Here is a 22,210-nt window from a genome sequence, read left to right as displayed (position 1 = left end):
CGCCGTCGCTGTGATGGAACTGAGCCTTATCGGTATCGGCACCGGCAACCCCGATCACCTCACGCTGCAGGCGATCCGAGCAATGAACGATGCTGACGTGATCCTGCTGCCGCGCAAGGGTGAAGCCAAGTCGGATCTGCTCGATTTGCGGCGGGGCATCTGCGACGCGGTCCTCACCCGGCCGGTGCGCGTGGTCGAATTCGATCTGCCGACGCGCGATGCGCAAGGCGACTACCTCGGCGCGGTGAACGCATGGCACGATGCCATCGCCGATGTCTGGAGGGAGCAGATCGCGCTTCATCTGCCCGAGGGTGGCAGGCTGGCCCTGCTCGTCTGGGGAGATCCATCACTTTACGACAGCACGCTGCGCATCACCGAGCGATTGCAACGCGGCGGTCTGGAGATCGACCTTCGGGTGGTTCCAGGCATCACCAGCATACAGGCACTGACGGCCGCCCACCGCATTCCTCTGAACCGGCTTGCCCGGCCCGTGACCATTATGACGGGGCGCCTCCTGCGCGATCACGGATGGCCGGAAAATGCGGATACGATGGTCGTCATGCTGGACCCGGCGTGTGCGTTCGAGGAGTTGGCGGATCAGGACATCCGCATCTGGTGGGGCGCCTATCTGGGTATGCCGAATGAAGCCCTGGTGTCGGGCCCGCTTGCCGAAGCAGGTCCTGTCATCGCCCAGCTGAAACCCCGGCTACGGCGGGAGAACGGCTGGGTGATGGACGTCTATCTGCTGCGGCGGGGGCCCGCCTAGGTCCGGCAGGACGTGCCTGCCGGACCTGTTTTACGGGATGTCTTGAAAGATTTTAGAACCGCAGCGTGGCTTCCATCCCCCATTCGGCGGGGCGGGGAATCGAAGCGTAGAGGCACTGCTGGTTCGCACCGTAAGTAGCGGTATCGCGCTCCACGAAGATGCAGGTCGCGGTCGCGCCGGCGAGGCCGGAACCGGTCGGGCGCTGGTTGTTCAGAATGTTGCGGCCGAACAGCGAGAAGTCGATCATGTCGCTGGCGAAGTTGATCCGCGCATCCACCGTCCAGGCCGAGCGGCCCTTCACGGTATTCGCGAGGTTCGCGTACCAACTGCCGCGATAGGCACCGTCGACACGAAGGCTGGGCGAAAAGCCGCCCATTTCCGGAAGTTTGTACTCGCCGCCGATGAAGCCGTTCCAGTCGGGCACGTTTGCTTGGGTCAGCCCGTCGAGCACGATCGAGTTGTTGGCGCTGGCCGGGAAACCATACGTCGAACTGGCGCTGATGATTATCGGGTTCTTGGCAGTGAACTCCTGATGGGCATAGCCGACCGATCCACGCAGGGTCAGGCTGGGCGTGACCTTCAGACTGGCTTCGCCTTCGAAACCCAGGATCTTCGAGGCGCCGACATTGCCGACCGTGGCGATATTGACCGTGTTGCCATTGACCGTGCGTTCCTGCGTGGAAACCAGCTGCTGGTCCTTCACTTCGTCATAGAACGCGGCGAGGTTGACTGTCAGGCGCCCCCCAAAGAACGAGTTCTTGCTGCCGATCTCGTAGTTGAATAGTTTCTCAGGATCGGCGGCGAGGCCGACATAGGTTCCCGCCACATTGACGAAGCTGAACCGGGCGCTCTTCACACCTTTCGAGAACAGAGCGTAGACCATGTTCTCGTTGGTGACCTTGTAGCTCAAGGTCACGCGCGGGCTGAAGTCGTTCGACTTGTTGTTGAAATCGGTGAGCGTGGGATAGAATGCGCAGCTTGGGCAAGCGGGTGAGGACACCTTTTCATGCGCATAGCGGCCTTCACCGCTCAGCGTCAGCTTATCCGTGAAATCCCAGTCGAAACCGCCGAGAACGGCCATGTTGGTAAGGTTGTCATTGCGGGTGATGCCCTTTGGATTGGCGGCGGTGCCGTAGCCGGTGAAGGCCGACAGATCGTTCTCCCAGAAGTAATACAGCCCGGCGCGCCAGCGGAAGGGCTTGTCGCCGGGAGAGAGCAGCATGAGCTGGTGGCTGGTGTTCTCAAACGTCTCGGTGGAGGGAAACGTGCCCAGCACCGAACTGCGCACTGTGACGGTGCCGGTGGTGACGAGGTCTCCGAAGACCGGGTCTACTCCCGGTCGCGGCGAGCGGGGGACGGTGGCCACGTTGGCCCAGCGCGATTCCTTGAAGTAGCCACCGCGGTAGCTCAGTTCGTAATCGCCCAGCTGCTTGGTGACCACGGCGCTGGCGAAATAGCGGTCGCGGCCATAGCCGGTGGCGCCCTGAGTGCCGATCGAATCGAGGTCGCCGCTGGGCAGGTAGGTGGGGAAGAACGAGCCGCTACCGCGTGAGAACGCCGCTACCGGAACGCCAGCGTTCAGCCATTCGCGGGGATGTTCGACGGCCTGTGAAGGGGAGGAATCCCGGTCGTGCTGGTACATGCCGCGCAGCTTGACCGAAAACGTGTCGTCCGGCTTGAAGAACAGGGTGCCGGAGACGACCTGGGTGCGCTCGCGCCCGATCGGGGCGCGGTCGTCCACCGACTTGGCGAAGGCGCCGTTCTGCATGAGTGAGCCCGAGACCGAAAGCCAGAGCGCGTCCTTGACGATCGGCGCGGTGACGGTGCCGCCGAAGTAGTAGCTGGCGTCCGGTGCGTTGTTGGTCAGGCTGCCGCGCGCCTTGACGAAGCCGGTGATGCTGTCGCCCGAGGGATCTGCGGTGACGTAGTTGATGGCGCCGCTGTATGTCGCGCGGCCGAACGTGGCGCTCTGCGGACCCTTGATGATTTCCACGCGCTGCAGGTTTTCGAGGTCAAGCGAGGCAAGCTGGCCGGAAAGCGCCACACCGTCGATGAAGATCGAGATGCCCTGGTAGCGTTCGTCCGAAGTGTTGGGCGCCAGTCCGCGCAGTGAATAGGCAGAGGGATCGTTGCGGCCCGATCCGGCGAAGAGGCTGAGGTTGGGCGTGATCTTCTGAAGGTCGCGTGCGTCGCGGATCTGGGCGCTGGCAAGATCCTGGTTGCTGAGCGCGGTGATTGCCAGCGGAACATCCTGCAGGCTTTCCTTACGGTTCTTGGCGGTGACGACGATGGTGTTGCCGTTTTCGCTTTCGTCCGCCTGCTGTGCCAGCGCGGGGATTGCCGTGAAGGCCAGTGCTGTAAAGATGGCGCTTCCTGTCAGTTTTGCAATTCTCACTCGGCCGGTCATGGATGTTTCCCTCAAGTTGTATTGTTCTTGAGGTGTCATGATGACGCAATAACGCAATCTATATTTATGGACGTTATCTGTATCCGTAGGTCGGACATTCAACAGTATCGTGAATACGACAAACAACGGACTGCCGTTTGGCAATCCGTTGTTCAATTAGTTTGACGTAATATTTGGCTAATAAACAGTTTTGTTTATAACTGGATTTTCGTTTTTGATTACTGGTGCGTTCGAAGCAGACTTTCGAACATCTGGACCGGCTTCGCCCGGAATACGGTATCGCAGCATGATTAGCGCTGCGCCAACGGCGGCCAGCGCGGGCACCAGCGAAAGTGCGGCCATGATGCCCACGCGCACGCCTGGAGGCTGCGTGGTTGCGCCGTCGCCGGTGGAGGAGATGAAGCCGACCCAAGCCATGGCCATACTGAACACGAAAGTGCCGAATGCCGCCGTGCCCTTTTCGACCATCACGAAGATGCCCGCCAACATGCCCGCGCGGTTTTCGCCCTGGAGTTGGCGCGAATAGTCCATCGTGTCGGTCAGCACGGTATAGAGGCCGAGGAATACGCCACCTGTAGCCGTCCCGGATAGCAACGCGCAGATATGCACGTAAGGCTCAGGGTGCGATGCGGGGATGAACAGCCAACTGAAGTAGGCCACCGCGCACAAAGCGGTGGCCCCGAGCAGTGCATTGCGGCGGCCGTGGCGCGCGGCCAGCCGGACCCACAGGTACTGCGACCCCATCATCGCCAGTGTCTGTACGAGGAAGATCGAGCCCAGTGTGCTGTCCGCCACGCCCAGCACGTGGCGCGTGTAGAAGGGTATCGCCGACATGTGCACCGTCAGGCCCGAGAACAGCACCAGTTTGAACCCGATCAGGCACAGGAACGGGCGGTTTCTGCGCAGCGCCGCGAAAGCCTCGCGCAGGGACCCTTCGCCGGCTTTCGCGGGTTCAGGCGCCTCGCGTTCGCGCAGCAGCAGGAACGATGCGACGCCGCCCATCGCGATCAGCACGCCCAGAATCACGGCGACCACGCCGTGTCCGGCGCGGTCGCTGCCGATCCGCGAGAGGAGGAAAGGCGCGGCGGCCGTCGCGGCCATGTTGCCGAGCGAGGAGCCATAGACACTGAAGGTCATCAGTTTCGAGCGTTCCGCGAAGTCCGTGGTGATGGCCCGCCCCAAGGCAAGGTAGGGGATGCGAAACACCGTATACGCGGTGGAGAAGACCAGCAGGGTCATGACCACCCAGGCCCAGAGCGCTGTGCCCGACAACGCGCCGGGCACGTTGAACAGCATTACCATAGACAGCCCCGCCATCAGGCCGCCGCCCAGCAGATAGGGGCGATACTTGCCGAAGCGGGTATGGGTGCGGTCGCCGAGATAGCCCATCAGCGGATCGCATGCCGCGTCGTAGATCTTGGCCAGAACCGTGAACATGCCTGCCAGGCCGATGGTGATGCCAAGCGAATCCGTCATGAAGCGCAAGTGCAGCAGGCCCACCGCGCTCACCAGCGCGGAGGACGTGAAGGAGCCGATCGCCCAACCCAAATATGCACTCTTCTTCACGCGGTTTCCTCAAATGGAAGGGCTGGGCAAGGTTGGGGCTGGATCAGTCGGACCAGACTTTTGTCATGTCGGAACTGCCGGTCGCCGGGCATCCGCCCTTGGGCAACTGGACGGCGACCATGAACGATCCATCCGGGCCGGCCTTTGAGATATGGCCCTTGCCCGTGCAGTCCTCGGCATAGGCGAGGTCACCGTGGCGCAGTTCGTATTGAGTGCCATCGTGCAGGCCGATCATCATCGACCCGAAGATCGGGATCAGCAATGTCGGCTGGTTGGCGACGTGAAAGCCGAAGCCCGCGCCCGGCTGTGATCCGCCCAGCGTCACGCGCGCGGCTGTGCGGCGCAGCAGCGTGGCAATGGCCTTGCCGCGCGGTTCCACCACGTCGAGCTGCTCGGCCCGGGTGAGGCCGTCGGCGCCGGAATAGAGGTGAAATCCCCGCTTCAGCCAGGGTATTTCACCGCCGGTTCCGGGGAATTCCATCGGCAGGTCCGGGCCCTGGATCGGCTCGACGCTGGTGCCTGCCAGAGCAGCACCAGGCCACGCAGCTTCGACAAGGCCAAGACTGGCGAGCAGGGCCGCGCCGCCGCCAAGGAATCCACGCTTGCCGGCGTCGACGGGATCGGAGGTGAAGCTCATGCGAACTGCTCCTTGCACGGGGTGAAGGCGCGCGGTTCGTCTTCAGGACGGCGCCAGATCAGCGGCAGCAGTTCGCCGGGCTCGGGATGGACGCCGTCCGGCTGGCTGAGCAGGTCCATGCCCTGCACCGGCATCAGGCCTTCGCGCGGGCACCAGTAGCAGTCATCGCCGATCATCCGCATGGCGAGGCCGGTGCGGGCCAGCATCTCGGAATCGTTGCCCTTGGAATAATGCGGGATGTCGACGTGGAACAGCACCGCATCCCCCGGCTGGAGATCCCAGGTGACGAAGCGGAAGGGGAAATCGGGATTGCCGCGCTCCGTCTCGAAATCGGGGAAACGGAAAGTGCCGTCACCCGCCGGACCGAAACGCGATCCCGTATCGATACAGAAGCGGTGATAGCCTGCGACAAATTCGATGCGGCCGTTCTCCTCGTTCACCGGCGACAGGGCGACCCACAGGTTGGGGATCATGGTGCCGGTGAAGGGCCAGAGATGGTCGGCATGCCACTGCATGATCGAGGGCGACTTCGGCGGCTTGCGAAACAAATGGTCGTGGAACATCTGCACATTGTCCGCCTCGATCACCCGGCCGACGATCTCTCCCGCCGGAGAATTGAAGACGAAGTCGCGGAAGATGCCCGGCTTGTGCCATAAGTGCGAGACCGAGATCATGGCGCCGTGCGAAGGGCCGGTCAGGCCATGCGCGGCTGGATCGGCGGCAACTTCGAGCGCGGCCTGTTGAAGACGCTCGATCCATTCCGCATCGAACATCTGGCGCAGGCAGACCACGCCGTCGGCGCGGTAGGCCTCGATGTGCTCGGCGGTGATCGGGTTGAGGGGACGTTCGTTCATCGTCGGTCTCGCCTGAAGGGGAAAAGGGGCCGGGATGGGAGACTGGATACCCATCCCAACCAGTTCGCCTATCCTGCGACTAGGTTCGGGGCGGGAACAGAGAACTAATATTGAACCGTGATAAGGAGACTTTATCGCTCGGCGCCCATGGTCATGCGGCGATATCCGGCACAGGGATAATTTCGAGCCGTTCCGGGGCCTGCATGATGCGCAGGGCCGATTTCAGCCGGCGGCGGGCCACCGTCTCATAACCGCCGTCGATCCACAGCAGACCCAGCGGGGGGCCTTCGATGTTCGATCCGGGCACCTGCCGCACGGTGCCGTCGTGCAGTTCGGTGGCGAACTGGCTTTCCGGGATCATCCCGAGCAGGCCGCCGTCCAGAACCATGCGGCGGATCAGGTGCATGGAGGCCGAACGCACCGCTACCGTGCTTTCCGTCATTCCGAAGCGAGCAAGCAGTTCCAGCACCAGGTTTGCATTGTCGTGCTGCATGGCGCCGGCTGCCCGTCCTGCTGCGACATTGGGGGCGTCCGCCTGGGCCCAGGCATGTTGGGTGATCTCGCCGCCGCCCGCGATCTCGCCGAAAATCTTGTGATCCGCGCGCCCGAACACCGAATAATACTGGCGGAGCAACGGTTCGAAGGCGACTTCCTCTTCCTCGCCCTCCGGCGCGGCGGAGAATGCAAGGTCCAGCTCTCCGCGCCGCAGCAGGGCGATAAGGTCAGCGCTATAGGCCTCCACCACGCGGAGGGTGACCGTAGGTTCCTGTGCCCGGAAGGTGGCCACGGTATGGGCGAACTGGCTGTTCAGCAGTACTGGATGCACCCCCACGACGATCACCTGAGAGCGGTTGGTACGCTCCACTTCAGCGAGCAGGCGGTTGTGTTCGTTGACGATCAGGCGGGCGCGGACGATCAGTGTTTCACACACCTCGGTCGGGCGGATGCCGGACGGCCCGCGTTCGAACAGCGAAAGACCCAGGCTTTCCTCCAACTGGCGGATGCTCCAGGTAAGCGCGGGCTGGGACATGCCGAAGCCGCGCGCTGCCTTGCGGAAGCTTCCGGCCTCATAGACCGCGATCATGCGTTCGAGCTTGACGATGTTCATTTTGGGCGCTTTTCCGTTATGGCCGGGAGACGCTGCTAGGCGTCGATCAAGGTTATCTTGCACGGTAATAGATTTCTTGAATTATTCGCTCTGCGGTCAGCTGGCAGTTTCCGCGTTCAATCAGCCGGCCGGAGCGATGTTCTGGGCCGGTTCAGGGAGACAGCCCCCGCCATGCCGCTCGAAATTCTCGGAGTTCTGCTCCACCGTAACGCCTCGGAGATATCCCGCGACGGCGGCCCGCCGTTCGATGCGCAGATGATCGGTACGCTGGCCCGCGCCTTCGACGAGAACGGGTTCGATCGGGTGCTGATCCTGCAGAATTCTTATGCGCCCGATCCCTTCGCGATCGCCAGCTATGCCGCGGGAATTACGCGCCGGCTCTCGTTCATGGTGGCGCACCGGCCTGGCTTCATCGCGCCGACCATGGCCGCGCGTATGTTCGCCACGCTTGACCAGATGAGCGGCGGCCGGGCAGGGGTCCATATCATCACAGGCGCTAACGATCTCGAACTGGCTTGCGACGGCGATTACCACACGAAGGATGAGCGCTATTTGCGCAGCGGCGAATACGTGGAAATCATGCGCTCGATCTGGGAAGCGCGCGAGCCGGTAAGCCATGCAGGTGAGTGGTATCGTTTCGACCGTGCGCTGTCGGAGATACGGCCGGTGCACGGCGCCGTACCGGTCTACTGGGGCGGAGCCTCGCCGCTGGCGCTCGAAACGGGCGCGCGGGTGGCGGACGTCTATGCCATCGGCGGGCTCAAGCCCTTGGCGCAGATGGCCGAAACGGTGGCGCAGGTGCAGGGCGCCTGGGCCAGAACCGGCCGTCCGCTGCGCCTGCAGACCTCGGCGCGGGTAATCCTGGGCGATACCGAGGAACAGGCCTGGAAGGCCGCAAGCGAGGTTATCGAGGCTCTGCGCGAAACGGCGGCGGAGCAGCAAGCAAAGATCGCCGCTGCCGAAACCGGCAAGGCCGAGGCGACCGGCACCGCGATGCGGCTCGACCCCAGGCTGGCCACTTCGCGCGGCGGTTCCGGCCGCGCGGAACTGGAGGCATTGGCGAACGGCAGCGAAATGGTCGACAAACGGCTGTGGACGGGGATCACGCGGGCCTCGGTGGATTTCTCCACGCCGATGCTGCCTCCGGCGCTGGTGGGAACGGCGGAGCAGGTGGCCGATGCGCTGATGGATTACTATGCGATGGGCATCGGCGGGTTCCTGCTGCGCGGTTTCGATCTGCTTGGCGATATCGCGGTGCAGGGCCGCGAACTGATCCCGCGCCTTCGCGAACTGGCCGCGCGCCATGATGAAGCAGCGGGTATCGCTCGCCCGGTAGGTGCCGAGCCTGTGGGAGCCGAGGCATGAAGGCCCGCCATCTCTTTGCCGCAGCCGCCATGATCGGCATGTCTTACGGGCCTGCATCGGCAAAGCAGGCAGGCGATCCGCCGCCGGTCTCGCCGCTCTCGCCAACCGGCAAGGCCATGCGGGTTATGCATATGTCCGGCGGCGCCGACGGAGAATCGCATCTCGAGATCATCGACCTCCCGTTGACCGGCGGGGGCGACGGGCACTCGGTACAGTCCCGGTTGCGGGCCACCGATGTCGAGATCGGCGACACCCTGCCGGGCGATTTCATCGATTTCCACGGTGTCTCCACCCCGCGTTTCCTGATCGTGCTGGCGGGCCAGCTGGAAGTCGGACTGGGCGATGGATCGAAGCACATCCTGTCCAAAGGGGACATCGTGCTGGCCGACGACGTGACCGGGCGCGGTCATACCTCGCGGATGATCGGGACCGAGCCGGTGCGCATTCTCACCGTCCGTCTCCCCAAGGACAGTCCGCTGGCGCCCAAAAGCAGCAGTTGCCCGGATGGGATGCCGGCCGACCAGTGCGTTGCCGCGCGGCTTCAGGGTCAGGCCGGGCCGCACAAGTGAACCGACCGCGCGCCCTGTTCGGATAGCTGCCAGTCGGATAGCCGTCAGTCCGGTATTTGTTCCCGGGCCATAGGCGGTGACCTTTTCGCAGAGGCGGCATGTGCCGTTCGTGCGAAGGGGGTTTCATGGTTCGCAGCAGGTTCGTTTCCGTGTCGGCGCTGATGGCGGGGCTTGCCGCCTCGTTTGCCGCGCCGCTCCCCGTCATGGCGCAGATGCAGCCCCCCAAGCTCGATCCGTCGACCTGCGTGACGCCGCCGTTCTATTCCGGCCCCGCCCCCTTCAAGTCGGTCGAACAGCTTCCCGACCAGCGCATGACGTTCCGCCTCTGCGCCCCGGCTGCCAATGAAGTGCTGCTGACCAGCACTGACATCGCGAAGATCATCCCCATGGGCTTCCCGCCGGGCACGCCGCCGGGCTTGGAGATGACGAAGGACAAGACCGGGCTGTGGAGCGTCACCACACCGCAGCCCGTACCGGCCGATACCTATCGCTTCGCCTTCAGAGTGGACGGCGTGAAGACCGTCGACCCGCTGGGCAAGACGTTCTCCGAGGAACTCAAGGGCATCGATTCCACGTTCGAGGTCAAGGGTCCCGAAGGCGAGTTCCAGAGCTGGAATGCCGAGGTCGCGCACGGCGCTGTCTCCACCGTGGAATACTGGTCGAGGTCGCTGGGCATGGCGCGGCGCGCCCACGTCTACACGCCGCCGGGTTATACGAAGGACGCGCGCAAGTACCCGGTGCTCTATCTCGTCCACGGCGCGGGTGACAGCGACGATAGCTGGACCAGCGTGGGCCATGCCAACCTGATCCTCGACAACCTGATCGCCAGCGGCAAGGCGATGCCGATGATCGTGGTGATGCCCGATGGTCACACGCCGCTGCGCGAAGGGGTGATGACGCTCGATAATCCGGATTTCGGCGATGATCTCGTCAAGGACTTGATCCCCTATGTCGACACCAATTATCGCAGCGATGCGCGGGCAGAAGCCCGGGCAATGGCGGGGCTGTCGATGGGCGGATCGCATACTTTGCGAAACGGGCTGACGCATCCGGACCTGTTCCGCTGGATCGGTGTGTTCTCGATGGGTTTGACCGAGGGCAACGCGTTCAACGGGGTGGATACCTATGCCGCGAAATACGACGCTCGCTTGCGCCGCAGCGCGCAGGAGCTGAAGCTGCTCTACTTCGCGATGGGCCGCCAGGATTTCCTCCACGCCACTGTCGCCCCTACGCGCGGACTGTTTAATCGCTATCATATCGCCCACCTCTATAATGAGAGCGGAGGCGGCCACGAATGGCCCAACTGGCGCCGCTACTTCGCGGACTTTGCGCCCCGGTTGTTCCGATGAGGGGTTTGCACATGACCATGACCATTACCATGGCTGCGGCGCTGCTCGGGGCTGCGGCGGTTGTGGCCGCGCCTTGCGTCCAGGCGGCCCCGGCTGCCGGAGAAAGCGCCGGGGCAGAGGGCGTGCGCACCCGTGCGCCGGTAGCAATCTGGCCGCGCGGGGTGCCCGATCTGCAGGGGTGGCCGGGCAAGCTGGCGGTTCCGGTCACCGAAGAAGCGCGCGGGGGGCAGGTGCCGGGCGACAGGACGCTGTGGAACGTCACCGTGCCGACCTACCAGGCCTTCCTGCCGCCGCCCGGCAAGGCAACCGGCTCGGCGGTCATCATCGCGCCAGGCGGAGGCTTTCGCCTGCTTGCGATCGAACATGAAGGCAGCTTCGTTGCGCAGTGGCTGGCGGCGCGCGGCATTGCCGCCTTCGTGCTCAAGTACCGCCTGATCCAGACCCCGCCGGGTGAAACCAACGAGGCGATGCGCGCCCGTGTGAATGCCACGATAAAGCCCGGTGAGGGCGGCATTCCCGGCGTGGCGGACGGGCTGGAAACCTTGCGCCTGCTGCGGTCGCGCGCCGCAGAGTACGGCATCGATCCGCAGCGTATCGGCGTGGTCGGCTTTTCGGCGGGAGGGCATGTCGCCGGCATGATGGCGCTGGCGAAAAAGCCCGAGGATCGCCCGAATTTCGCAGGGCTGATCTACGGCATGCCGTTCGTCTCGCCCTTGCCGGCGCTGCCCCCAGCCAATCTGCCTTATCCTCCCGGCACGCCGAAGGAGCCCTGGCTCCAGCCCCCGGCCACTCCGGCTCCGGGCCGCCTGCCGCCGTTGTTCATGGCATCCGCGCAGGACGATGTGGTGGTGCAACTGGGCTTCCGGGCCTTCTACGACAAGCTGTATGAGACAGGATATCGGCCCGAAATGCACCTGTACCAGCGCGGCGGCCACGGTTTCGGCGCGAAACCGCTGGGCGGCACGACCGACCACTGGATGGACGAGTTCCTCTGGTGGATCGAGGGCGAAGGGCTCACCGCCGCGCGGTGAGCCCCGGGTGGCAGGCCTTGCTGGCCTGTCAGTCCTTCCAGCGGCGCGACTTCATCTTCACCGAAACAGCGGCGCCGAGATGCTCGGCGTCGCTGCCGACCGCGAAGGCGTAATCGCCCGCAGGGACCGTCCAGCCGCCGTCCTTCCAGTCCGCCAGCAAACGCGCATCGATGGTCATGGCGACCTTGCGCGATGCGCCCGGCGCCAGTTCCACCCGGCCAAAGCCGACAAGGCGGCGCTTGTTCTCACCCGCTCGGCTGATGAGGTATAGTTGGACCACATCCGCGCCGGCCCGCTGGCCGGTGTTGGTCACGGTGACGCTGGCCGACAGGCCCTTCACCGCCGGTTTTTCCTGCGTGAAGGTGGTGTAGCTGAGGCCATAGCCGAACGGGAACAGCGGCTTCGCACCCGTGCGCGCATACCAGCGGTAGCCGATGTCCGAGCCTTCGATGTCGTAGTCGGTAGGCAGATTGTCCTTGCCGCCCTTCGGATTGCCGCCGAAGTCCGGTTCCACCCAGTCGCTGCCGTCCAGGCGGGGGCGGGGCAGCTGGCTTTCGTCGGCCGGGAACGAGACCGGCAGGCGGCCTGAAGGATTGGTGTCACCGAACAGCACCGAGGCGAGCGCCTCGCCGCCGCGCGCGCCGGAATACCAGGCCTCGACCACGGCCTTGACCTTGCCCAGCCACGGCATCTTCACCGGCCCGCCGGTTTCCAGCACGACGATCGTATTGGGATTGGCCGCGGCGACGGCTTCAATCAGCGCGTCCTGCCCGCGCGGCAGCGAGAGATCGGGCACGTCCAGTCCCTCGGTCATCCACTGCGTGGCGAAGACCACCGCCACTTCCGATCGCGCGGCGAGTTCGGCGGCGTCCTTTATGTACTGCCCCTGCCGGTAGAGCACGGTGGCACCGGGCGCCTGCGCCTTGATCGCGGCCATCGGGCTGGAGCGGTGATAGGATTCGGAGATGAATCCGGCCCAGATGCCGGAGCCCGCTACCGGCAGTTTCACGGCCGGGCCGCCCTTGCCCATGACCTGACTTGAACCTGCGCCAGACAGTACGCCGCCGTCTGCATAACCGCCGATCACCGCGATTGACTTTGCGGTCCTGGCCAGTGGCAGCACGCCGCCTTCGTTCTTGAGCAGCACGATGCCCTGTTTCGCCACATCCTCGGCAACCAGGGCGTGGGCGTCCCAGTCGATGGCGCCGCCGGGAGGGGCGGGGTACTTGTCCAGCCCGGCCGCGTAGATCGCGGTGAGGATGCGGCGGTTCATGTCGTCTAGCCGGGCGGACCACGCCTTGTCTGCGGCCGCCTTTCCGGCGATCTGCGATCCGAAGAACACGCCCGGATCGAGCTGTTCGCCCGATTGATGGTCGAGGCCGTTGATAGCCGTCTGGATCGAGGGCACCGCGCCCCAGTCGGACATGACGAAGCCCTTGTAGCCCCACTCTTGCTTGAGCACCTTGTTGAGCAGCCAGTCGCTGTCGCAGGCCTGCGCGCCGTGGACGCGGTTGTACGCGCACATGACGGACGCGGGCTGGCCCTGCTCGATACCGATCTGGAAGGCCAGCAGGTCGCTTTCGTGCGCGGCGCCCGGGGCGATCTTGACGTCCACGTACTTGCGCCCGGTTTCCTGCCCGTTAAGCGCGAAGTGCTTGATGGTGGAGATGACGTGGTTCGACTGCACGCCGCGGATCGCCGCGCCCGCGAGCACGCCCGATAGCAGCGGGTCTTCCGAGAAATATTCGAAAGTCCGCCCGTTGCGCGGATCGCGGGCAAGGTTGACGCCGCCGGCGAGCAGCACGTTGAAGCCCTTGGCCCGCGCTTCGGCGCCGATCATCGCGCCGCCGCGCCGGATCAGTGCGGGGTTCCAGCTGGCCGCCTGGGAAACGGCGGAAGGCAGCGCCGTCGCCCAGTCGCCGCGAGCCCCCGAAACCCAGGTGACGCCCAGGCTCGCGTCGGTTTCGCGCAGGGCCGGAATGCCCAGCCGCTCGATCCCGGCGACGTAACCGGCGCCGATGATGGCGTCCTTGGGAATGTCGACCTTGGGGCCGCCGCCGGGAAGCGGCATGATGCCGTGAGTGATGACGGTCTTTTCTTGGGCGGACATCTGCGCGACGGTTGCATCCGCACGTTTTTGCGCAGCAGCAAGGTCGATGGTGTTGTCCTGACTTTCCGCCGCCGAGATCGGGGCGGCAAAGGCAAGCGCAAGGGCGGTGCAGGCAAACAGGCGAGGGTTCATCGCGCAGAAATCTCCGGAAAATCCGCCCGTTGGCGTTGCGCTGCAACATGGCCGGTGGCTCCACTCTGTCCATGCGGCGAACTCCTGCATCCGTCTGGTGGATAAACTTTGCGCGGGCCGAGGCGGGAGGTAGCCAATCGCATGAATATTCTGTCGACGGGGTGATCGCCGTGACACATGCTGCGGTGCGGCATAAAAGATTCGGAAAAAAAGCGCATGGCCACCATGATCGATACGACAATTCTTCCGCATGACCGGCCGGGGTCGGTCCATGACGACCGGGTGCGGACTTCTGTCCTGCTGCGCTACGGCACCGGCCAGCTTGGCGCGCAGATTTTCCGCGATACCCCAGCGGTGTTGCTGCCCCTGTTCCTGACCACCATGCTTGGCGTAGAGGCCTGGCTGGCGGGCCTTGTGGTGCTGATACCCAAGCTGTGGCTGATCGTCTGCGATCCTCTGGTGGGCGCATGGTCCGACCGGCTGCGCGGGCGGCATGGGCGTACGCCGTTCCTCGTGGCCGGCGCGGTGCTGACGAGCCTGGGCTTCTTAGCGCTGTTCACCCTGACCCAAAGCGCCAGCCCGTTGGTTTCGGCGGCGATCACGTGCTTCCTGTTCTTCCTTGCCTCCACCGCATTCTCGATGTTCTCGGTGCCCTATCTCGCGATTTCGGCAGCGCTGTCCCATGACCCGCACGAACGCACGCGGATCATGGTCTACCGCATGGTGTTCTCGACCCTGGGCGTGCTGGTCGGCGTGGGCGTGGCGCAGCCGCTGATCTACGCGCTGGGCGGCGGCGCGCATGGCTGGACGGTGATGGCGGCGGTGCTGGGCGTGATCTGCCTTGTCACTATGCTGGTCACCGCGCTGGGGCTGGCCCGGGTACCGATGATCCGTGACGATACCGCGCCCGGCAGCCTGCGCGAACAGCTTGGCGCGATCAAGGGCAACCGTCCTTATCTCGTGCTGCTGGCGACCTGCCTGATCCAGAACATCGGGCAGGCATCGGGCTATACGGTGATCGGCTTCATCTACCTCTATGCGATCCAGGCGATCTGGATCATCCCGCTATTCATCCTGATCATGGCGATCACCGGCATTCTCGCGCAGCCGCTTTGGCTTTCGCTTTCGCGCCGCTGGGGCAAGGAACGGACCTACGTGGTGGCCTCCGCCGCCTGGGCATTGGTGACGGTGACGTGGTTCTTCGTCCACCCAGCCACCGATGTGCTGCTGACAATACCCGGCGTCGGGGCGCTTGGTACGCAGCATGTGCTGGTGCTGGTGCGCGGCGCGGTGATTGGCGTGGTGAACTCTGCCTTCGTGATGCTCTCGCTGTCGATGCTGACGGACACAATTGATTATGAACGCCGCCGCAAGGGCATCGCCAACGAGGGCGTGTTCGCGGGCCTCTTCTCGGCCATGGAAAAATTATCCTTTGCGCTCGGCCCGGTCGTGGCAGGGTTGGTGATGAGCGCGTTCGGCTTCGTATCCTCGACCGGCGGGGCGGTGACGCAAACGCCGCATGCGATAACCGGCATCGTGCTGCTTTACAGCCTGATCCCGGCGGCGACCCAGCTTGTCAGCCTGGTGGTGTTTTCGCGCTATCGGCTGCCGGCCGCATGACGATGGCGGCGGCTCGGATGCTTCTATTGGCTGCTTCGGCGCTTTTAGGTTCCCCCAATGTATCGGCAGCAACGCCGCAGGAGAACATCGCCGCTAGCGCTGCGCCCGCGCCCGACTACGCCGATCCTGCCAGCTGGGCAGCAGGGCCAGGCGGCGCGGGAGCGGCAAGCGCCTTGCCTGAAGGCGCGAGCCCGGCAGCGCGCGATCCCGGTGTCGACGTGTTTTACGTCCACCCCACTACGTTCCGCAGCGAGACGCAGTGGAGCCAGGACCCCCGCGACGTAAAGGCCAATGCCTGGGTGGACGAAAGCGTGATGGCCCGGCAGGCCAGCGTTTTCGGCGCGTGCTGCCGGATATGGGCGCCGCGTTACAGAGCCGCCAGCTACAAGGCGCTCAGAGACCCGGCTTACCGCGACGCGGCCTATGCCTTCGCCTATGCAGATGTCGAGCGGGCTTTCGACTGGTTCCTGGCGAACGTTAGCAAGGGCCGGCCCTTCATCATCGCCGGGCATAGCCAGGGCGCCAAACACATCGCCGACCTGCTGGAGCAGCGTATCGATGGCACGCCGCTACAGAAGCGCATGGTGGCGGCCTATATCGTCGGCATCAATCTGTCCGAGGGTGAGTTCGGGCTGCGCTACAAGCACGTTCCGATCTGCGATAAACCCGCGCAGACGGGATGTGCATTGCAGTGGAACGCGATCGAGGCGGGCGCGGATCTGGCTCCCGTCGTCGCGGCGTTTGAAAAGGGCTTCGTCGAGAAATACGGCGATGTTCCAGGCAGGCAGCCGCTCTGCATCAACCCGGTGACGTTCGACAGGAGCCGCCCCGCTTCGCTTTCCTCCGAGGCAAAAGGCACGGTCCCGGGCGACCCTGGTGCCGGTGCGTTGAGGCCGCTGCGCGCAGGCGCCGTCGCCGTAAGCTGCGAACGCGGCCTTGCGGTCAGCTATCTGGCGCCGGGGCTGGACCTCAAGCCGCTGCCGGGCGGAAGCCTGCATTATCATGATATCGGACTTTTTTACGCCGACATTCGGGCCAATGCCGCCTTGCGCGCGGCCGCCTGGCTCAAGGCGCATCGCTGACGGGTGCTGTCCGCAAGGCGGATAATCGGCGGTGCCGACCGGGCAAGCCCGGCGCGGCGAACTAGATTTGAAAGTGACTGGACATAAGGGGCCGCGTGGGCCTCGGGTACAGCTTTCCGACAGAGAAGGCGGTGCAAAATCCAGGCCTGAGCGGCAAAACACAATTCCAAAGGGTGGGCTTCACACATGACCAGAAAGATCATCGTCCCGGCACTCGCGATCGCAGCTGCTGCGTGCATGATGGCGGTCCCGGGAATCGTTTCGGCGGCGCCGCCGGCAACCGACGCTGTAGCGGGCAAGCGCGTGTACATGCGCTGCATGGCCTGCCACACGGTGAACGCGGGAGGACCGAACAAGGTTGGCCCCAATCTTTCGGGCGTCGTCGGCAAGAAAGCCGCCTCGGTGAAGGGCTTCCGGTATTCCGCCGCGATGACCAAGGCCGGCGTCACCTGGAACGAGGCCACGCTGGACAAGTGGCTGACCCGCCCGGCCAGCGTGGTTCCAGGCACGTCGATGGTATTCGCGGGCTTATCCAAGCCGGAAGACCGCAAAGCCGTGATCGCCTATCTCAAGAAGCCTGCGCCTTGATCGCGGCGGGCAGTCTTTCGCTCTCGCGCCGCTCGCTGCTGGCCGGTTGCTCCGCAGCTGCTGCCATGCTGGTGGCGGGCCGGGCGCTTGCCGGGCCGGCGCCGGCATCCTCGGTCATCGAAATCAAGACTGCCGAAGCGCGCCCGGTTTCGGTCACCGAGTGGCGGCCTGCGGGCAAGCCGCGCGGCACGATCCTGTTCTCGCACGGGGCGGCTTCGGCGCCGAAGTATTACGGCCTGATCGTTAGCCCTTGGGTTACGGCGGGCTGGCGGGTGCTGGCGCCGCTTCATGTCGATTCCCTCGAGCATCCCCAGACCGCGCAGTTCAAGGGTCTTGCCAGCTGGAAAGCGCGGATCGAGGACATGCGCGCCCTCATCGGGCATATCGGCGATGCGCCATTCGTGGCGGCAGGCCATTCCTATGGTGGGCTTGTGGCGACTATGATGGGCGGGGCGCAGCCGGTGCTGCCGGAAGGCCTGCAACTGCCGCTGGTGCCGCGCTTGGCCAAGGCGGTGATCGCCTTTTCGCCGCCGCCGGTGATCCCGGTGCTGGTGACCGAGCAGGGTTACGGCGCGCTTGCGGTCCCGGCGCTGATCCAGACCGGCACGCTCGACATCGTGCCCGGCATGACGGCCGAGACGGTCGACGGCTGGAAGGCGCACCTCACCCCGTTCGAGGCGGCCGCGCCGGGCAGCCAGCGCTATGGCCTCGTTCTCGAAGGCGCGAACCATTATTTCGGCGGTGCGATCTGCGATCCGGGTCAGCCGGGCCCGCAGCAATTGGCGCCCTTGGAACTTGCAAACCAGCGTGCGGGGCTGTTTCTGGAAGGGTACGGCGCGGGCAGCGCCAAGGCGCGCCGGCAGCTTGACGCCCTGTTGACGGACGCTCTTCCGGCCCGCCTGATGAAGCGCTGACCCGGCGTATACGGCACAAAAAACCCCGGCGGGATTGCTCCTGCCGGGGTTTTTCTTTGTCGGTGCCGTAAGAGCTTCGGCTAGGGTCAGAACCCCAGCGCGCCGGGGTTCATCAGTCCCTTGGGGTCCAGTTCGGTCTTCACCGCGCTCAGCAGCGAGATCGCCTGCGATGAGAGCCGCTGCTTGTAGGGATAGGCGCGGCCGAGCTGGAAATGGCCCGCGCCGTGCTCCTGCATCAGCGCGACGATGGCGCGCTTGAGATCGTCGGCATAGGCGCGCGATGGTTCGTTGGCGTCGAAGTGCGGCTGCTGGCCGAGGTATTCCGCGCCCAAGGTGGTGCGGTGGTAGGCGGTGCGATCATCCGGCCAGTAGAGCGCCACTTCGTAGAGGAAGCCGGAAGCCCCCACCGGCGAGAACATCGTGCCGGTCCACACTCCAAGCTGCTCCATCTCCGCCTTGCGGCCGGCGATCAGCGCCTTGTAGGCGGTGTCGAACGCCACCACCTGATCATGGGCCAGCACCCCGTGGATCGGCACCCAGCGCTCGCCGCCGGGGCCAAGCACGTTGAACAGCGGCGCGAATGGCACCGAGTGGACGAACGTGGGGATCGAATTGGCGATCTCGCGGCCCAGCCCGGACAGCAGGCGGCGCAGGATCTTCGCCTTGTGCGCGGCCTCGTCGGCGTCGAACCCCTCGATCATGAAGTGGCACATATAGGCGCCCGCACGCATCGGGTTCTCGCCCGCCAATGCCATGCGGACCAACTGGGCAATGCCCTTCATCTTGTCCGGCGCTTTTCGCAGCACTTCGGCGGCGATCTTGAGGCGTGCGCCCATACCGTCCTGCCGTCCGATCTGGCCCTGCGACAGCGCCAGGTCGAGGCCGAAGTGCGAATCGTCGAGCCGCGCCATCGCCGCCTTGCGCGAAGCGGCGTGGTAGTCGGCGAAACTGTCGAAGGCGAAGCTGAGGCATTCGAAATGCGGCAGCACCGGCAGCAGGGGCAGGCGGATGCGGGCCTTGATCCCGAAGATGCCGCAGTCTCCGGTGAACAGGCCGGTGAGGTCGGGCCCGTAAAAGCGCATGGCCGAACTGGCGCTGGTCGAGAGGACCTCGCCGCTGGCCAGGACGACGTCCATCGACAGGACCGACTGCGCAGAGATACCGTGTGCGGTGCTGCCATGGCTGAGGGTGTTCTGGCTCACGCTGCCGCCAACGGTGGCGGCTATGCCGGAGAACGGCCCCCAGAACGGCGTGCGCAGCCCCTTGGCGTCGAGCGCGGTCTTGAGCGCCATCCATGTAACTCCGGCCTCGACGGTGACGACGGCGTTCTGCTCGTCGATCTCGATCGTATCCAGTGCGCCGGTGTCGAACAGCACATGGCCGCCTGCGGGGACGAGGTAGGCATCTGTATAGGATGCGCCGCCGCCGCGCGGGACCATGGCGGCGCCCGCTGCTGCGCAGATGCGCACGGTGTCCTGAAGCGCCTCGATGCTGGCCGGGCGAACGACCGCCTGCGGGGCACCGCCGCCGCGGTAGACGTCGTTCGAGAAGTAGGCGAGGGCATCGCCCTCATGGATGACCGCATTGGCCCCCAGAGCCTCGGTCAGGGCCGAAACCAACTGTTTCTCGACAATCGCGCTGCTCATCAAAACACCTGAAATTCTTGGTATCGAACACCAAGGCTTGGCCAATATGGCGGGCCAGGGCGACCGCCGGGAGGAAGCTATCCACTCTGCGGCTATCCGGCCAGCGATCAAACAGTTCGATCCCCGCTCGAATCCGCAATCCTCCGCGCATGACCGGGCAAGACAGAGGTTGCAAAGGTGCAGCCCGGTCGGAGCGAATACCCACGAGGGGGTCCATGACCAAGGTTGGCGGCAATTCCATGGCTGAATGCAAGGTGATCGATCTCACGGTCGAACCGGCGACGCCCGAGGCGCTGGCGCCTTTCGGTGCCGTGATCGGACGCGAGGCGCCGGTGAAGCCCGTTTCGGTCGATTTCTACAAAGGCGCGGTTAAAATGAGCTACCCGGCTCGGTTCCTGTGCGAGCATCCGGTAGAAGTCACGCTGGCGCAGATGGACCGGCGCCCCGGCGAAGTGCGCTATATGGAGCGCCACTTCCAGCACACTCAGGCCTTCGTGCCGTTGGGCGGCAAACCTTTCGTTGCGGTCATGGCGCCGCCGGGGGATGGTGAGCTTCCCGACCTTTCACAGGTGCGCGCCTTTCGTTTCGACGGGACTGCGGGCTTTGCCATGCACCTTGGCACCTGGCATGAATTTCCCTTCGCGGTTGAGGATGGGACCGACCTTGTGGTGATCCTGTCCAGCCAGACCGGCTACGACCTCAAGGCGAAGGACGCCCTGACCGAGGAGGCCCACGGCCCGGATCTCGACAAGAAGGATATCGTCGCCCGCACCGGCAACGTGTTCCGTTTCGAATTGATGGAGTGAGTTGATGGCAGAGCGCATGAACCTCGATCGCAAAGCGCGGTCCAAGGGCAGCCAGCCGGTGGTTTTCGAGAGCGAAACGGTCGATGCCCTCGCCGGGCTGGTGTTGGCGCTGCTGGGCGAAGTGGTCGTGCTCAAGGACCGGCTCGATGCGAACGAGCGGCTGTTGAAGGCTGCGGACTTGCATGGACCCGCGGATATCGACACATTCGCCCCCGATGACGAAGCGCGCGCGCACCGCGCGGCCTACCGGCAAGGTATCTACGACCGCGTGCTGGGCTCTGCCCGCGACAAGCTGATGCCCGAGGCACTGGCCGACCAGCACGATTACGAAGGCGTGCTTGACGCCGTCACCCGCGATTGACCTGAAACGGGAGCCCTAAGCCATGGAACAGTACCGCCAGGAACATTTCGGTCATGCCGTCATGCCGCAGTCCAATCATGACGAGCAGGCGATGGAGGATCACTTCCTCTCCATGCGCGCGTGGACCAGCAAGAACATGGACCCGCTCGACCGCCGACTGCTGGACGAAGTGATCGTACCCGGCATCGAGAAGAAGACCGGCCGCAAGCCCACGTCCAGCACCCAGGTCCGCCAGGCGCTGGAAGCGCATCCGCTGCATCAGTACTGGTTGACGCTGTCGCTGTTCTACCAGGACCGCATCTGGCTTTCGCTCGACGGTGCCATCGACCGCCAGTTCGAGGAGCTTTCGGCTAAGGTCGAGGCGCAGGTGTCCGAGCCGAAAGGCAGCCTTCGCTTGAACCCGGAGCTTGCGATCCCGCGCTATATCTCCGCCTTCGACCATCATCGGATGCCCGGCAGCTACACCGTCGACACCGCCGTGGGCGATTTCCGCGCCGGCGCGCTGTACGACCGTTTCGCTTCCACGTACCTGCGCAACCTCAACGGCGGCTGGAAGAATGACGGGCGCGGCCATACGCTGGCCAGCCATGTCCAGGACTTCTACCCGGACTTCAAGCCGAAGCGCATCCTGGACCTCGGCTGCTCGGTGGGCCATTCCACCGTGGCGATCGCTCAGGCTTTCCCCGATGCCGAAGTCTTCGCGCTGGATGTCGGCGCGCCGATGCTGCGCTACGGCCACGCCCGCGCCGAGGCGATGGGCGCGCCGATCCACTTCAGCCAGCAGGACGCCGAACATACCGATTTCGAGGACGGCAGCTTCGACCTCGTCTGCTCGTCGGCGGTGCTTCACGAGACTTCGGCCAAGGGCATGCGCGGCATCTTCAAGGAATGCCACCGCCTGCTGCGAGAGGGCGGGGTGATGTGCCACGTCGACGTCCCGCCGCGCCATGAGCACATGTCGCTCTGGGACCAGATGCGCTGCGATTTCGAGAGCCATTACAACAACGAACCGTTCATGACCTCGCTGGCCCGGACGGACTGGATGAAGGTTGCCCTCGATGCCGGGTTCGATGCTGAAGGCGTGCTGGTGGGTTACCGCAAGGGCACGTTCTTCCTGAAGCCGGACCGGTCGGACTTCTTCACCGAAGGCCACCCCGAAGGACGGGCGATGATCGGCAGCTGGTACGCCTGCTCGGCGACGAAGTAGGATAAATCGCTGCCCGCTCGTTCTAATCGGGCGCATGGCCACGAAAGATTCGTCTTTGCGGACGGCGAAGCCGCGCGACAACCCAGGGCAAG

Annotated in this window: 19 protein-coding genes; 12 read left to right on the top strand and 7 right to left on the bottom strand. The window is 64.7% G+C overall.

Annotated elements, in window-relative coordinates:
* Positions 1-10: 10 nt before the first annotated feature.
* Entirely contained in the window at positions 11-766 is a 756-nt protein-coding gene (cobF, locus tag V474_RS10355; RefSeq protein ID WP_059151506.1) for a precorrin-6A synthase (deacetylating), read from the top strand.
* A gap of 52 nt (positions 767-818) precedes the next feature.
* On the opposite strand, the gene V474_RS10350 is transcribed toward cobF, so the two are convergent.
* The 5 genes from V474_RS10350 to V474_RS10330 form a co-directional block, all read right to left on the bottom strand.
* Positions 819-3,173 (bottom strand): TonB-dependent receptor, encoded by a 2,355-nt coding sequence (locus V474_RS10350; RefSeq protein ID WP_059151404.1) that lies wholly within the window; start codon positions 3,171-3,173, stop codon positions 819-821.
* Positions 3,174-3,350: 177 nt separating this feature from the next.
* Complete coding sequence (locus V474_RS10345) at positions 3,351-4,739, bottom strand: MFS transporter (protein WP_059151403.1); 1,389 nt, start codon at positions 4,737-4,739, stop codon at positions 3,351-3,353.
* Between the two features lie 43 nt (positions 4,740-4,782).
* The gene (locus tag V474_RS10340; RefSeq protein WP_059151402.1) at positions 4,783-5,376 is read right to left on the bottom strand and encodes a cupin domain-containing protein; all 594 of its coding nucleotides are present in this window, start codon (positions 5,374-5,376) and stop codon (positions 4,783-4,785) included.
* On the bottom strand, positions 5,373-6,230 hold the full coding sequence (locus V474_RS10335; protein WP_059151401.1) for a phytanoyl-CoA dioxygenase family protein: 858 nt from the start codon (positions 6,228-6,230) through the stop codon (positions 5,373-5,375). The genes V474_RS10340 and V474_RS10335 overlap by 4 nt, the downstream gene beginning before the upstream one ends.
* 151 nt (positions 6,231-6,381) lie before the next feature.
* On the bottom strand, positions 6,382-7,338 hold the full coding sequence (locus tag V474_RS10330; RefSeq protein WP_059151400.1) for a LysR family transcriptional regulator: 957 nt from the start codon (positions 7,336-7,338) through the stop codon (positions 6,382-6,384).
* Between the two features lie 171 nt (positions 7,339-7,509).
* On the opposite strand from V474_RS10330, the gene V474_RS10325 reads away from it, so the two are divergent.
* The 4 genes from V474_RS10325 to V474_RS10310 all read left to right on the top strand — a co-directional run bounded on the left by V474_RS10325 (position 7,510) and on the right by V474_RS10310 (position 11,652).
* Positions 7,510-8,703 carry an LLM class flavin-dependent oxidoreductase gene (locus V474_RS10325; RefSeq protein WP_059151399.1) on the top strand — a complete coding sequence of 398 codons (1,194 nt, stop codon included), beginning with the start codon at positions 7,510-7,512 and terminating at the stop codon, positions 8,701-8,703.
* Positions 8,700-9,272 carry a cupin domain-containing protein gene (locus tag V474_RS10320; RefSeq protein WP_059151398.1) on the top strand — a complete coding sequence of 191 codons (573 nt, stop codon included), beginning with the start codon at positions 8,700-8,702 and terminating at the stop codon, positions 9,270-9,272. Before V474_RS10325 ends, V474_RS10320 begins: the two co-directional genes overlap by 4 nt.
* Positions 9,273-9,397: 125 nt before the next feature.
* A complete protein-coding gene (locus V474_RS10315; protein WP_059151397.1) occupies positions 9,398-10,621 on the top strand; it encodes an alpha/beta hydrolase-fold protein in 1,224 nt (407 codons plus the stop codon).
* A gap of 11 nt (positions 10,622-10,632) precedes the next feature.
* Positions 10,633-11,652, top strand: a complete 1,020-nt coding sequence (locus V474_RS10310) for an alpha/beta hydrolase (RefSeq protein ID WP_236711120.1) — start codon at positions 10,633-10,635, stop codon at positions 11,650-11,652.
* Positions 11,653-11,680: 28 nt separating this feature from the next.
* On the opposite strand, the gene V474_RS10305 is transcribed toward V474_RS10310, so the two are convergent.
* On the bottom strand, positions 11,681-13,894 hold the full coding sequence (locus V474_RS10305) for a beta-glucosidase family protein (protein ID WP_059151396.1): 2,214 nt from the start codon (positions 13,892-13,894) through the stop codon (positions 11,681-11,683).
* A gap of 216 nt (positions 13,895-14,110) precedes the next feature.
* Between V474_RS10305 and V474_RS10300 the strand changes: the two genes are divergently transcribed.
* From V474_RS10300 to V474_RS10285, 4 genes are all read left to right on the top strand, one after another.
* Positions 14,111-15,514, top strand: a complete 1,404-nt coding sequence (locus V474_RS10300) for an MFS transporter (RefSeq protein ID WP_236711118.1) — start codon at positions 14,111-14,113, stop codon at positions 15,512-15,514.
* A gap of 17 nt (positions 15,515-15,531) precedes the next feature.
* The gene (locus tag V474_RS10295) at positions 15,532-16,596 is read left to right on the top strand and encodes a DUF3089 domain-containing protein (protein WP_236711116.1); all 1,065 of its coding nucleotides are present in this window, start codon (positions 15,532-15,534) and stop codon (positions 16,594-16,596) included.
* 186 nt (positions 16,597-16,782) lie between these two features.
* On the top strand, positions 16,783-17,184 hold the full coding sequence (locus V474_RS10290) for a c-type cytochrome (protein ID WP_059151394.1): 402 nt from the start codon (positions 16,783-16,785) through the stop codon (positions 17,182-17,184).
* Positions 17,181-18,098 (top strand): alpha/beta hydrolase family protein, encoded by a 918-nt coding sequence (locus V474_RS10285; RefSeq protein ID WP_236711114.1) that lies wholly within the window; start codon positions 17,181-17,183, stop codon positions 18,096-18,098. Before V474_RS10290 ends, V474_RS10285 begins: the two co-directional genes overlap by 4 nt.
* 86 nt (positions 18,099-18,184) lie before the next feature.
* On the opposite strand, the gene V474_RS10280 is transcribed toward V474_RS10285, so the two are convergent.
* Positions 18,185-19,744: an FAD-binding oxidoreductase gene (locus tag V474_RS10280; RefSeq protein WP_059151393.1), complete on the bottom strand. Its 1,560-nt coding sequence runs from the start codon at positions 19,742-19,744 to the stop codon at positions 18,185-18,187.
* A 239-nt stretch (positions 19,745-19,983) separates the two neighbouring features.
* Here V474_RS10280 and V474_RS10275 point away from each other — a divergent pair, with 239 nt between their 5' ends.
* Genes V474_RS10275 through V474_RS10265 form a run of 3 tightly spaced genes read left to right on the top strand, consistent with a single transcriptional unit; the run spans position 19,984 to position 22,118 of the window.
* Positions 19,984-20,550, top strand: coding sequence for an ureidoglycolate lyase (locus tag V474_RS10275; protein ID WP_236711112.1), 567 nt, complete (start codon positions 19,984-19,986; stop codon positions 20,548-20,550).
* 4 nt (positions 20,551-20,554) lie between these two features.
* Positions 20,555-20,911 carry a hypothetical protein gene (locus tag V474_RS10270; protein WP_059151391.1) on the top strand — a complete coding sequence of 119 codons (357 nt, stop codon included), beginning with the start codon at positions 20,555-20,557 and terminating at the stop codon, positions 20,909-20,911.
* 22 nt (positions 20,912-20,933) lie between these two features.
* Complete coding sequence (locus V474_RS10265) at positions 20,934-22,118, top strand: class I SAM-dependent methyltransferase (protein ID WP_059151390.1); 1,185 nt, start codon at positions 20,934-20,936, stop codon at positions 22,116-22,118.
* The last annotated feature ends 92 nt before the right edge of the window (positions 22,119-22,210 follow it).

Source organism: Novosphingobium barchaimii LL02 (genome assembly GCF_001046635.1).
Lineage (GTDB): Bacteria > Pseudomonadota > Alphaproteobacteria > Sphingomonadales > Sphingomonadaceae > Novosphingobium > Novosphingobium barchaimii.
This window is presented reverse-complemented; position numbering and strand designations above follow the sequence as displayed.

Excerpts from the sequence above, each read along its gene's own strand:
- V474_RS10330 (WP_059151400.1), bottom strand. The coding sequence starts at position 7,338 with ATGAACATCGTCAAGCTCGAACGCATGATCGCGGTCTATGAGGCCGGA.
- V474_RS10300 (WP_236711118.1), top strand. The coding sequence starts at position 14,111 with ATGGCCACCATGATCGATACGACAATTCTTCCGCATGACCGGCCGGGG.
- V474_RS10270 (WP_059151391.1), top strand. The coding sequence starts at position 20,555 with ATGGCAGAGCGCATGAACCTCGATCGCAAAGCGCGGTCCAAGGGCAGC.
- V474_RS10275 (WP_236711112.1), top strand. The coding sequence starts at position 19,984 with ATGGCTGAATGCAAGGTGATCGATCTCACGGTCGAACCGGCGACGCCC.
- V474_RS10280 (WP_059151393.1), bottom strand. The coding sequence starts at position 19,744 with ATGAGCAGCGCGATTGTCGAGAAACAGTTGGTTTCGGCCCTGACCGAG.
- V474_RS10350 (WP_059151404.1), bottom strand. The coding sequence starts at position 3,173 with ATGACCGGCCGAGTGAGAATTGCAAAACTGACAGGAAGCGCCATCTTT.
- V474_RS10290 (WP_059151394.1), top strand. The coding sequence starts at position 16,783 with ATGACCAGAAAGATCATCGTCCCGGCACTCGCGATCGCAGCTGCTGCG.
- V474_RS10325 (WP_059151399.1), top strand. The coding sequence starts at position 7,510 with ATGCCGCTCGAAATTCTCGGAGTTCTGCTCCACCGTAACGCCTCGGAG.
- V474_RS10265 (WP_059151390.1), top strand. The coding sequence starts at position 20,934 with ATGGAACAGTACCGCCAGGAACATTTCGGTCATGCCGTCATGCCGCAG.
- V474_RS10310 (WP_236711120.1), top strand. The coding sequence starts at position 10,633 with ATGACCATGACCATTACCATGGCTGCGGCGCTGCTCGGGGCTGCGGCG.
- V474_RS10320 (WP_059151398.1), top strand. The coding sequence starts at position 8,700 with ATGAAGGCCCGCCATCTCTTTGCCGCAGCCGCCATGATCGGCATGTCT.
- V474_RS10315 (WP_059151397.1), top strand. The coding sequence starts at position 9,398 with ATGGTTCGCAGCAGGTTCGTTTCCGTGTCGGCGCTGATGGCGGGGCTT.
- V474_RS10295 (WP_236711116.1), top strand. The coding sequence starts at position 15,532 with ATGCTTCTATTGGCTGCTTCGGCGCTTTTAGGTTCCCCCAATGTATCG.
- V474_RS10305 (WP_059151396.1), bottom strand. The coding sequence starts at position 13,894 with ATGAACCCTCGCCTGTTTGCCTGCACCGCCCTTGCGCTTGCCTTTGCC.
- V474_RS10340 (WP_059151402.1), bottom strand. The coding sequence starts at position 5,376 with ATGAGCTTCACCTCCGATCCCGTCGACGCCGGCAAGCGTGGATTCCTT.
- V474_RS10335 (WP_059151401.1), bottom strand. The coding sequence starts at position 6,230 with ATGAACGAACGTCCCCTCAACCCGATCACCGCCGAGCACATCGAGGCC.